Below are 11,808 nucleotides of genomic sequence, written 5' to 3'. Positions count from 1 at the left end.
TCCGTTACCCATTTACTTTCTCAGAATCATTACGATTTAGTCATTAATGTAGTATACAGGATTGTCTTTTATTTGTAAACTAAGCCGTTTCACTCTTTCGCTTTCTTACCCCGTAGGTTCATCCGACTCAAAATGTTGTTTTATTACACAATATAGTCACATCTTTCTTTTTTATTCATAAACTGTATATGACGAGGAGGTAATCATATGAAAATTGTACAGCAGATTGTCAATAAGAAAGTAAACAATATTACCCCGAAAGAGCTTTTAAAGTATAGCAAACAATACAACATCCCCATTACAGATCAGCAGGCACACACCCTTGTATCTGTCATTAGACAGCAGCCCGTAAATATTTATAACCTTGAAGAGCGCCGAAATTTAATCAAACAAATTGCTCAAGTAACAGATCGTGAAACTGCCAGACGCGTGAACGAATTATTTCAGCAGTTAATGTAAAAGAAGAGGTCATGTCTGTAGACATGACCTCTTTCAATCACATATGAAATTACATAAGCTTTTGTTTTAACTCTGAATCAAAGCTTTGTGCACGAATCATATCAATTTCCAATTGATATGGCGCTTTTTTATTTTTCTTATCTTCTCCTACATAAGGAGTTTCTAGAATTTTAGGAACTTCTTTAAACGCTGGGTGATGAACAATATAATTCAGTGCACCAAATCCGATTTCACCAAACCCAATGTTTTCATGACGGTCTTTTCGAGCACCGCATACATTTTTACTATCATTGATGTGAAGCACTTTAATTCGCTGTATTCCTACGGTTTTGTCAAATTCATTTAATACACCGTCAAAGTCTTGAACGATATCGTAACCAGCATCATGTACGTGACATGTGTCAAAACAAACAGAGAGCTTTTCATTGTGCGTCACACCATCAATAATTTGGGCGATTTCTTCAAAGCTTCTTCCACACTCTGTTCCTTTTCCAGCCATTGTCTCAAGCGCAATTTGAACTTCTTGATCAGCTGTCAACACTTCGTTTAGACCGTTGATAATTTGCTGAATACCAGCATCTGCTCCTGCCCCCACATGAGCCCCTGGATGAAGAACAATTTGCTTTGCGCCAAGAGCATGGGTGCGCTGAATTTCAGACGTTAAGAAATCTACTCCAAGCTCAAATGTTTCGGGCTTTGTTGTATTCCCTAAATTAATGATATAAGGAGCATGTACAACAATATCTTTCATTCCATGCTCTTTCATATGCAAAAGACCAGCTTCAATATTAAGCTCTTCAATCTTTTTGCGACGAGTATTTTGTGGAGCGCCTGTATAGATCATAAACGTATTTGCTCCATAAGAAGCTGCCTCTTCACTTGCTCCTAAAAGCATCTTTTTGCCGCTCATCGATACGTGAGAACCAATTTTCAACATTCTTTTTTACACCTCTAACCTATTGCGATTAACGATTGTTTCGTCTTTCACTACGCTTTTTCTTTTGCACGTACTTTGTAATTTCACGAGCACGTTTTTTCTTATAGCCAGGCTTTACTTTCTTAGGCTTTTGAATAAAGCGATGTGCCTCTTCTCCCACTTCATCCGCTTTCTTCACACGCTTTTTACGGCGGTTACGGTCATCAATAGAAACCCACTCTTGCTTTTGAAGATCTTTGTTTACAAACTCGATTCCCATTTTCTCTAGCTTATTTACTGCATCTTCATCTTCCACATCGAAGATTGTAGCAGCAATTCCAGAATGACCAGCACGAGCTGTACGGCCTACGCGGTGAATGTAGAAATCTAGATTCTGAAGGAAGCTCAAAGTTAATAACGTGTGAAATCCCTTCAATATCAATACCGCGAGCTGCTAAATCTGTCGCTACTACGTATTGAAATTCTAAATTATTAATTTGCTTCATCATTTTCTTACGGTCACGAGGAGATAAGTCTCCGTGAATTCTTCCTACTTTTAAGCCTTTAGACAGTAGGTCATCTGCTACTTCGTCCGCCATTTTCTTTGTATTTGTAAAGACGATAGCTAAATAAGGATTATACGAAATAAGCATATCGTGCAGCAGCTTAAACTTGTTACGATGACGTAGTGGAACTAATACATGCTCTAATTTAGCCGCTGCTGCTTGCTTCGGCGAAACATGCGTAAATTTTGGATTTTCCATGTATTTTTTTAAGAATGGCTTTAATTTTTCAGGAATCGTTGCTGAAAAAACAAGCATCTGTAATTTTTCAGGCATGTTGCTTGCCAAACGGTCCACATCTTCTAAAAATCCCATATCAAGCATTAAATCAGCTTCGTCTACTACTAACGCCTTAGTTGTATACACAACTAACGCTTTTTCATTTACTAAATCAAACAAACGAGCCGGTGTTCCTACAACCACTTGAGGCTGTTTCTTTAATTTGTCGATTGTACGCTGCTTATCTGTACCGCCGATAAAACATTTTGCTGAAATTTCTTCTCCTTCAGCACTGTGTTTTGTTAGCTTTAAGACTTCTTGATAAATTTGAGAAGCAAGCTCACGAGTTGGAGCGGTAATTACAACTTGTACTTCTTCTTTTTTATGATCTACCTTTTCAAGTAAAGGCAATAAATAAGCGTGTGTTTTGCCCGTCCCTGTTTGTGACTGACCAATTACACTTTCCCCTTTTAAAACGGAAGGAATTAAGCGCTCTTGAATCTCTGTAGGCTGATAAAAACCTAATTGTTTAATTGCTTCTATTAAAAATGGTTGAAACTCAAAACGTTCAAAGTTTGTTTTTTCCATAATAGTCTCCTTTTTTACATTCACGTTCATCTTTTAAGGCACAATATATGATTATAATCGATTTTTCCTTCTGTGACTACTTCTCATTCATATTACTAAAACTTATTACCTGTTTCAAAAACATTTTATCGCGAGTTGCATACGATAGTAAAAGAAAATCTACTTTACTAAAGGAGGTGCGTCCTTTGCTACAGCGAAGACCACCATTTCCACCCGGTATGCAAAGAAGAATGATGCCAGGAATGCCACCGCAAAACGGTTTTGGGCAACAACCTGGTAACTTTGGCCAATTTAATCCATTACAGCAGTTTCGTAACTTTGCCCAGCAAACAAATGCTCAACAATCATTTTACCCGAATCAGCAAGGCCTGAACCGTGGAGGAGGTAACTTCTTAACTCGCCTATTCCGAAGAGGCGGGAATAGAAACATCCCCTTTCAACAAGCAGCAGCTGCTGCTCCTCGAGGTTCTTTGTTTTCAGGCCTTTCAGGAGCCCAAGGTGCTGCAGGAGCGACCAACTCTTCTTCCCTGCTTGGAGGTTTGCAAGGTTTAACGAACCCTGCTAACTTAAGCTCCATGATGGGAAATGTTCAACGAGTATTAAAAGCTGCGGAAACGATGGGACCTATGATTCAACAATACGGACCTCTTGTCAAAAATGCTCCTTCTCTATGGAAAATCTATCAGGCCCTGCGCTCAAGTGACGATACAGATGAAGTACTCGAAGCAGAAGGAACAGAGGTTGCTGAAACTGATGAAAGCAAAGACAGTAAGGTTTTGTCAACAGGCGCAGAAAGCACGGATTCATCTGATGATGAGCTGGATTTCTTCGAAGAAGAAATTGAACTTTCCTCTAGAGATCGAGTGTCTAAACCAAAACTTTATATTTGATAAATCTGCTAGTTCCGTAAGCAAAGACAGTAAGTAAAAAAAGAATATCTTTGTATTCTTCCTTCCTCTTTTATATAATAGAAGCGAGTTGAATTGCTCGTCAGGATTATGATGAGGAGGAAATTGAAATGAAAGTTATTAAAATCGCACCGCGCGGCTATTGTTATGGTGTAGTAGACGCAATGGTCATTGCACGAAACGCCGCTTTAGATAAATCATTGCCTCGACCAATCTATATCTTAGGAATGATTGTTCATAATAAACACGTTACAGATGCGTTTGAAGAGGACGGCATTATCACACTGGACGGTGCTAATCGCTTAGAAATCTTAGACCAAATAAATGAAGGAACCGTTATTTTTACGGCGCACGGAGTATCTCCAGAAGTAAAAGAACGAGCAAAAGAAAAAGGTTTAACAACAATCGATGCTACATGTCCGGATGTTACAAAAACCCACGACCTTATTCGCCAAAAAGAAAAAGAAGGTTATGACGTTATTTATATCGGAAAAAGAAATCATCCTGAGCCAGAAGGTGCACTTGGCATCGCACCAGATATCGTTCATTTAATTGAGAAAGCAGAAGACGTAGCCCATTTAAATATTCAACGTGAAAAAGTCATTGTAACCAATCAGACAACAATGAGTCAGTGGGACGTTGCAGATGTAATGGAAAAAGTAAAAGAAAAATATCCGCACGCTGAAGTTCACAAGGAAATTTGTTTAGCTACACAAGTTCGCCAAGAAGCTGTAGCTGAGCAAGCAGGTGAAGCAGATGTTACAATCGTAGTAGGAGATCCTAAAAGTAACAATTCAAACCGTTTAGCTCAAGTATCAATGGAGATTGCCGGCACTGAGGCATATCGCATCGGTGACATCTCAGAGCTTCAGATCGAATGGTTGATGAACGCGAAAACCGTAGCTGTTACGGCAGGCGCATCTACCCCTACTCCAATCACAAAAGAGGTCATCAATTTTCTAGATCAGTTCGATCCGGAAGATGAAACAACATGGACACGTGAAAAAAGTGTGCCTCTTTCGAAAATTTTACCAAAAGTTCGAACAAAAAAATCGTCTTAATAGACGCAAAAGAAGGTGTTGACATTCGTCAACACCTTCTTTGTTACCTAAACGTAAATGGGTTTGTGTCTACTTTTGAATCAAATACTTCACACTCAAAGTTTTTCGCTTCAAAAAGACTGTTTAATACGCGTGTTACACCTTGTCTCATGACTTTTTCAACATGATGACCAGGATCTACAACGTTTAATCCCATTGCCATTGCATCATGCGCAACGTGGAAATACAAATCACCTGTTACATAGGCATCTGCTCCGCTAAATTTTGCGTTTGTAATATATTTGTTTCCGTCTCCGCCAAGAACAGCTACTTTTTTCACAGTGGCATCCATAGACCCTACTACTCTGACACCATCTACATCCAATGCTTGTTTAACGTGATCGGCAAACTGTTTTAACGTCATCTCTTCTTTTAACTTACCAACTCGTCCAAGTCCAAGCGTTTCGCCCGTTTGTTCCACTGGATAAATGTCATAGGCTACTTCTTCGTAAGGATGAGCACTGAGCATGGCACGAATAATTTTATTTTGTTGACCCGCTTCAAAAATAGTTTCAACTTTTGTTTCATTGACACGTTCTAGCTCTCCTTTTGAGCCAATGTATGGATTGGCTTCTGAAGAAGGTTTAAATGTGCCTTCGCCTTCTGTTGAAAACGTACAGTCGCTGTAAAGGCCAACATGTCCAGCTCCCGCATCACAAATAGCTGTGCGCACTGCTTCAGCGTCATTTAAAGGAACAAATACAGCTAGCTTTTTCAATTGAATCGACGTTGTTGGAACCAGCACTTTTGTCTCTTGTAGCCCCAACGCTTCGGCTAACAAGTCATTTACTCCGCCTTTAGCTATATCTAAGTTTGTATGAGCAGCATATACGGCAATATCATGCTTAATGCATTTCTCTAAAATACGCCCTTCAGGACGATCTGTAACCACTTGTTTTAGTGGTCTAAAAATAGGAGGATGGTGAGCAATAATTAAATCCACTTGTTTTTCAATTGCTTCGTCTACGACCGTTTCAAGAACATCTAACGTTACCATTACTTTTTTTACAGGCTTGTTTAACGTTCCAATCTGTAAACCAATTTTATCTCCTTCAACCGCTAAATGCTTGGGAGAAAATGATTCAAATGCCTCAATTACTTGAAATCCGTTAGGGATTTTACTCATTTTAACGCCTCCTCAATTAATGAGATGTCTTGGGTAAGTTTTTGAAGTTTTGCTTTGCTTTCCTCTGACTGAGCCTGTTCCATTTGACTGACAATTTGTTTAAGATGATTTAGTTCATGCGTCCACTTTGTCATAAAAGCAGAAGAGCGCTTTTCTTTTAAAATAGGGCCCATTAACACACCGGCTTCCACTTCCCCGTTATACGGAGCTAAAGGGTTTCCAGGTTCAGCGACGATGACTTCATACATACGACCGTCTTCTTCGATGATTTTTTCATCAATGATTTCCCAGTTGTGTTGAATCAGCCAGCTGCGAATATGATGTGAACCAATATTCGGCTGAAGCACCAGTCTTTTTACTCCTTCTAATTTTGCCTTTCCTTCTTCTAAAATCATCGTAATAAGCGTTCCGCCCATTCCGCAGATTGTAATACAGTCTACTTCATTCGGTGATATTACTTCTAGGCCGTTTCCTTTTCGAACATCAATAACATCCGTTAAGCTTGTTTTTTTCACCTGCTGAATAGCCGATTGCAGGGGACCTTCTGTAATTTCACCTGCTACAGCGCCGCTAATATATCCATTTAAATAAGCAAAACATGGCAAATACGCATGATCTGAGCCAATGTCTGCTATCTTTGCTCCCAAAGGAATCGACTTTACTACTTCTTCAAGTCTTGTTGATAAGTTTAATTCATTCATTTTGTCACCTATTCTCTATGTGATTACTGTTCATTATTTTAACATAGATAGTTGCATGATTCCTATTTCTCTTCATGTTTTCCTTCTAGCTGAATGCGTATAAAAAAATCATAAAAAAAAAGCCTGCTTTATAAATGAGCGGCTTTCCAGAAAATCATGTTTCTGAACTCTATTTAATTTCGGATACCCATTTAGCCATTTCCTTCGCTTTTTCCGGTGGAACCAGCCCGGCCGGCATGTTTCCTTTACCGTTTACAACAATATTTGCAATTTCGTCTTGAGAAACTTTTTTCCCAATTCCTTTTAACGAAGGACCTACTCCACCTTGATACTGATCACCGTGACAACCAATACAAGTTTTTTGATAAATTTCTTCTGGTTTAGCTGAAGCCTGCTGTTCCGCGCCACCGCCTTCTTTTTCAGCCGCGATTTCTTTTGCATTGTTCAATCCGTTGAACGAAAGCGTTAACATTAAAGCAATCCCGATTACCGCAATTAATAAAAATGGTATTAGCGGATTTCGCTTCACTCACTATACCCCCTTTATGTATTCCCATCCCTAGAAATAACAAAATAGTATAAGCACTTTTATTTTACTTGAAAATGCTCATAAGTGAAAGGGTTTTATTTACATAATTAACTAATTTCTTATTACTTATCTTAACAGCCAATTTGCCTTGCAATAACAGAGCGCTGAATTTCCGAAGTTCCTTCTCCAATTTCTAAAAGCTTGGCATCCCGTAAATACCGCTCCACGTGATACTCTTTCATGTAGCCGTATCCTCCATGAATCTGCACAGCTTGACTGGCTACTTCCATACAAATTTCAGAAGCATACAGTTTACACATAGCTGCTTCTTTCGTAAATGGCTTTCCTTGGTCTTTTAACCACGCTGCTTTATACACCATATTTCTTGCTAACTCAATTTTCATGGCCATATCAGCTAATTTAAACTGAATCGCTTGAAACGATGAAATAGCTTTCCCAAACTGCTTTCTTTCCTGCGCATATGACAGTGCTTTTTCATAAGCCGCTTGAGCGATTCCAACGGCCATTGCCCCAATTCCAATTCTTCCCCCGTCAAGCGTCATTAGAAATTGTTTGAATCCTTCTCCTCTTACACCGAGTAAATTCTCTTCAGGCACTTCAACATCCTCTAAAACGAGTTCAGTTGTATTTGAAGCATGTAGACCCATTTTCTCGTAATTGTCTATTACAGTAAAACCTCGAGCTTCTGTAGGCACGATAATAGCTGAAATTTCTTTTTTACCTTCTGTACGGTTTGTAACAGCTGTTAAAGCTAAAAACTTTGCATAGCTGGCATTCGTAATATAGCATTTACTTCCATTAATCCTAAATGTTCCATCCTTCAACACTGCTTCGGTCTCCGTTCCCCCCGCGTCACTTCCTGCGTTCGGTTCGGTTAAACCAAACGCTCCAAAAGATTCCCCGGAGCATAAAGCAGGTAGGTACTGTTCTTTTTGCTCCTTTGTTCCGAATAAATAAATAGGTGCCCCCCCGAGCGAAACATGAGCTGAGTATGTAATTCCTGTAGAGCCACAAGCTTTACTTAACTCCTCTACGACAATAGCAAAACTAACCGTATCTGCGCCTCCGCCACCATACTCTTCAGGAAAAGGAAGGCCCATTACACCAAGCTCACTTAACTTTTTAAAAACATCAAGCGGAAATTGCTTACTTCGATCGCGCTCTAGTGCATTTGGTGCTACCTCAGCTTCTGAAAATTCTCTCAGCGTCCGTTGAATCATCTTTTGTTCATTGGTTAATTCATAATTCATTTTTATTCCCCCTAAAAATGTATACGCTTACATTATCTAATTATAATTCATTTTTGTAAATTTTCTCAACTTTTAAAACGTTTTAATTTTTTCATGTTATAATAGAGGAGTATTCATCAATGCAAGAATAAAATGAGAGCGATTCCATTTTTTTTCGGATGTTTAAATGAAATTTGAACATCTTACGCTTCTATAACAAAAGAATATAAAGGAGCATTTGCAAAACGAAGGACAATTCAGTAAAATATATGAAAGAAGAAAAGTTGGTAAAAAAATCAATATACTTCTTTAAAATGCGTTTTCATGAAATTTATTCCATAAAAAACAGATAGCCTCTTTCCGCAGGGAAAGAAGCTATCTCATAAGCGCTATTTACGCTTTTATCTATTCTAAGAAATCTTTTAAACGTTTGCTTCGGCTAGGGTGACGAAGCTTGCGAAGCGCTTTAGCTTCAATTTGACGAATACGCTCACGCGTTACGCCAAATACTTTTCCTACTTCTTCAAGCGTACGCGTACGCCCATCGTCCAGACCAAAGCGGAGTCTAAGAACATTTTCTTCGCGATCTGTTAACGTATCAAGGACGTCTTCTAACTGCTCTTTTAATAATTCATATGCAGCATGTTCAGAAGGTGATGTTGCATCCTGGTCTTCAATGAAGTCACCTAAATGAGAATCATCTTCCTCACCAATTGGCGTTTCAAGAGAAACCGGCTCTTGGGCAATTTTTAAGATTTCACGAACTTTTTCTGGTGTTAAGTCCATATCTTCTGCAATTTCTTCAGGAGATGGTTCGCGACCTAAATCTTGTAGAAGCTGACGTTGAACACGAATTAGTTTGTTAATCGTTTCAACCATATGAACAGGGATACGAATCGTTCTTGCTTGGTCAGCAATCGCACGAGTAATAGCTTGACGAATCCACCATGTCGCATACGTACTGAATTTATAACCTTTGCGATAATCAAATTTTTCTACCGCTTTAATAAGACCCATGTTTCCTTCTTGAATTAAATCAAGAAACAGCATACCGCGTCCAACATAGCGTTTAGCTATACTTACAACAAGACGTAAGTTTGCTTCAGCAAGACGACGTTTCGCTTCTTCATCGCCTTCTTCAATACGTTTTGCTAAATTGATTTCTTCCTCTGCCGACAATAAGTCAACGCGTCCGATTTCTTTTAAGTACATACGAACTGGATCATTAATTTTCACACCAGGAGGTACACTTAAATCATTTAAATCAAACTCTTCTTCTTTTGACAGTTCTTGAATATCGGGATCGGCATCGTCATCATTTGCTTCAGATTCACTCATTACTTCAACACCTTGTTCTCCAAGGTATTCATAATATTCATCCATTTGATCGGATTCAATTTCGAAGTTCGCCATACGCTCTGCAATTTCTTCGTATGTTAGCACACCACGTTTTTTTCCGATTTCGGTCAATTGATCTTTTACTTGTTCAATTGTTAAATCTGAATCAAGTTGTTTTGATTGAGCTGATTTTTCAGCCATCAGATCCCCTCCTTCCAAAATTTTAAGGAAAACCTTCTAAAAGTGGGACTAATACGCAACATCGTTTATTTTAACGTTTTTTTCAACTGTAAAATTTCCATTGCTATTGTCGCAGCTTTTAAATAATCTTTTTGACGCTCTGCTTCTTGCTTTTCTGCTTCTTTTTTTTCTATCGCTACCCTTTGTGGATAAATCAATATCGTTTGGATATAATCATTCAAAGCTTGCTCCGACAATTCATCATTGATTGACATCATCGCCAATTCTGAAGCTAGACTAGACAACGAAGATTCGGGCAACCGCTCAATAAATCCGCTCGGATTAGGCTCGTGTCCTTCCTCGTAATAGGCATACAAATATAGAACAAGCGCACGATGTTCTTCGACATTGAACTGACCTTGAAGTCGGTCTTGAATTCTAAATGCTACATCCTTATCTTTCAACATATGAGCGATCAAAAAACGTTCTGCATTTTGATAAGCCGGTAATAAGCTTCTCTTTACGACTGGTTGTCTATTTATATTATTTCGATTTGGAGAATCATTATCCTTTTTCTTTTTTTCCGTTCGATACACTTGATACTGCTGTTCTTTAAGCGCATCTAATGAAATGGAAAACTCTTGTGCCAATTGGCGTAAATAATGATCTCGCTCTACAGCTTTTGTAAGGAGGCTTATTTCTTTCAAAACGTCTTCAATGTATTGCATACGTTCAGATTCATTTTGTAGATTTCGCTTTCGGCGGAGATACCTCATTTGAAATGCCATAAAGGTCAAGCTGCTATTAATAACATCATTTTGAAACTTCTCTGCCCCGTATTCTTTAATATAATCATCCGGGTCATAACCATCCGGCATCACAGCAATCTTAACGGTACAACCCACATTTGTTAAGATAGCAGTTGCTTTGTGCGCTGCTTCAATTCCAGCAGAATCTGCATCATAGCAAATGATAACGGACTCTACATTTCGGCGAATAATTTTGGCTTGTTCTTCTGTTAAGGCAGTTCCCATTGTTGCAATTGCGTTTGGGCACCCCGCTTTAACAGCTGAAATAACATCTGCAAATCCTTCAAATAAAATAACCTGCTGATTTTTGCGTATATGTTTTTTAGCGCGGTGAAAGTTGTAGAGTGTGCGACTTTTGTTAAAAATAGAAGTTTCGGGACTGTTTAAATATTTAGGCTGCCCTTTTATCTCTTTTAGCAGGCGCCCTGAAAATGCAATTGTTTTGCCTTGCAAGTCAGCAATAGGAAACATAATTCGATCGCGAAAACGATCAAAGTACGTTTCATCTTGGTTGCGTTTAATGATTAAACCTGCATGTTCCATCTCTTGCGGATTAAACCCACGTTTTGTTAAGAACTTACTTACAAATTCCCACGAATCTAAAGCAAAACCTATCTCAAATTCATCGATAATTTCTCGTGAAAACCCTCGATTTATTAAATAATCATAAGCATCTTGGCCTTCTTTTGTATTTACCAATAAATGATGGTAAAATTTCTTTAAAAGCTCGTGTGCTTCAATCATTTTATTGCTAGGCTTTTGATTATCTTCTTCATGAGGATGTATCTCATGTTCAAAAGGAATATCTCCTTTTTCAGCAAGCTGCTGAGCTGCTTCCGTGAAGGACAGTCCTTCTAATTCCATTATGAATGAAAATGAATTCCCTCCTGCACCGCATCCAAAGCAATGATAAATTTGTTTATCAGGCGATACTGAAAAAGATGGTGTGCTTTCCCCATGAAACGGACAGAGTCCAAAATAATTGCGCCCTTGTTTTTTTAGTTGTACATAATCGCTTATGACGTCGACAATATCTACTGAATGCCGAATACGGTCGATTACTTCATCAGGAATTCGATTTGCCATAGTAACAGCTCCGTATTTCATATAATATTCTTCACT

The 11,808-nt window shown here is 38.6% G+C and carries 10 protein-coding genes and 1 pseudogene; 3 read left to right on the top strand and 8 right to left on the bottom strand.

Translation table 11 applies throughout. The annotated features are described in order from the left end of the window. Positions 1 to 207: 207 nt before the first annotated feature. Positions 208 to 459, top strand: coding sequence for a DUF2624 domain-containing protein (locus tag ACXAE4_RS05260; RefSeq protein ID WP_013059210.1), 252 nt, complete (start codon positions 208 to 210; stop codon positions 457 to 459). Positions 460 to 508: 49 nt separating this feature from the next. On the opposite strand, the gene ACXAE4_RS05255 is transcribed toward ACXAE4_RS05260, so the two are convergent. Together ACXAE4_RS05255 and ACXAE4_RS05250 are read right to left on the bottom strand one after the other, a co-directional pair. Beyond that, the gene (locus ACXAE4_RS05255; protein WP_028411635.1) at positions 509 to 1,396 is read right to left on the bottom strand and encodes a deoxyribonuclease IV; all 888 of its coding nucleotides are present in this window, start codon (positions 1,394 to 1,396) and stop codon (positions 509 to 511) included. A 28-nt stretch (positions 1,397 to 1,424) separates the two neighbouring features. Beyond that, a pseudogene (locus ACXAE4_RS05250) lies at positions 1,425 to 2,745 on the bottom strand (DEAD/DEAH box helicase). Between the two features lie 185 nt (positions 2,746 to 2,930). Between ACXAE4_RS05250 and ACXAE4_RS05245 the strand changes: the two are divergent. Both ACXAE4_RS05245 and ACXAE4_RS05240 read left to right on the top strand, forming a co-directional pair. Next, on the top strand, positions 2,931 to 3,635 hold the full coding sequence (locus tag ACXAE4_RS05245; RefSeq protein WP_028411637.1) for a YqfQ family protein: 705 nt from the start codon (positions 2,931 to 2,933) through the stop codon (positions 3,633 to 3,635). Positions 3,636 to 3,763: 128 nt separating this feature from the next. Continuing rightward, complete coding sequence (locus ACXAE4_RS05240) at positions 3,764 to 4,714, top strand: 4-hydroxy-3-methylbut-2-enyl diphosphate reductase (RefSeq protein ID WP_028411638.1); 951 nt, start codon at positions 3,764 to 3,766, stop codon at positions 4,712 to 4,714. A 43-nt stretch (positions 4,715 to 4,757) separates the two neighbouring features. Here ACXAE4_RS05240 and ACXAE4_RS05235 read toward each other — a convergent pair whose 3' ends face one another. The 6 genes from ACXAE4_RS05235 to dnaG form a co-directional block, all read right to left on the bottom strand. After that, positions 4,758 to 5,879, bottom strand: coding sequence for a Nif3-like dinuclear metal center hexameric protein (locus ACXAE4_RS05235; RefSeq protein ID WP_028411639.1), 1,122 nt, complete (start codon positions 5,877 to 5,879; stop codon positions 4,758 to 4,760). After that, on the bottom strand, positions 5,876 to 6,580 hold the full coding sequence (locus ACXAE4_RS05230; protein WP_028411640.1) for a tRNA (adenine(22)-N(1))-methyltransferase: 705 nt from the start codon (positions 6,578 to 6,580) through the stop codon (positions 5,876 to 5,878). Before ACXAE4_RS05230 ends, ACXAE4_RS05235 begins: the two co-directional genes overlap by 4 nt. Positions 6,581 to 6,749: 169 nt before the next feature. Continuing rightward, the gene (cccA, locus tag ACXAE4_RS05225; RefSeq protein WP_028411641.1) at positions 6,750 to 7,109 is read right to left on the bottom strand and encodes a cytochrome c550; all 360 of its coding nucleotides are present in this window, start codon (positions 7,107 to 7,109) and stop codon (positions 6,750 to 6,752) included. Between the two features lie 131 nt (positions 7,110 to 7,240). Further along, a complete protein-coding gene (locus tag ACXAE4_RS05220; protein ID WP_028411642.1) occupies positions 7,241 to 8,380 on the bottom strand; it encodes an acyl-CoA dehydrogenase family protein in 1,140 nt (379 codons plus the stop codon). A 384-nt stretch (positions 8,381 to 8,764) separates the two neighbouring features. Next, positions 8,765 to 9,898 (bottom strand): RNA polymerase sigma factor RpoD, encoded by a 1,134-nt coding sequence (gene rpoD / locus ACXAE4_RS05215; RefSeq protein ID WP_013059219.1) that lies wholly within the window; start codon positions 9,896 to 9,898, stop codon positions 8,765 to 8,767. Positions 9,899 to 9,963: 65 nt separating this feature from the next. Beyond that, positions 9,964 to 11,772 (bottom strand): DNA primase, encoded by a 1,809-nt coding sequence (gene dnaG / locus ACXAE4_RS05210; protein ID WP_016765586.1) that lies wholly within the window; start codon positions 11,770 to 11,772, stop codon positions 9,964 to 9,966. Positions 11,773 to 11,808 lie beyond the last annotated feature (36 nt).

The sequence above is a fragment of the Priestia sp. ABM2_011 genome (assembly GCF_056158845.1).
Note: the sequence above shows the minus strand (reverse complement) of the source record. Positions and strands in the feature narration are given on the sequence as shown.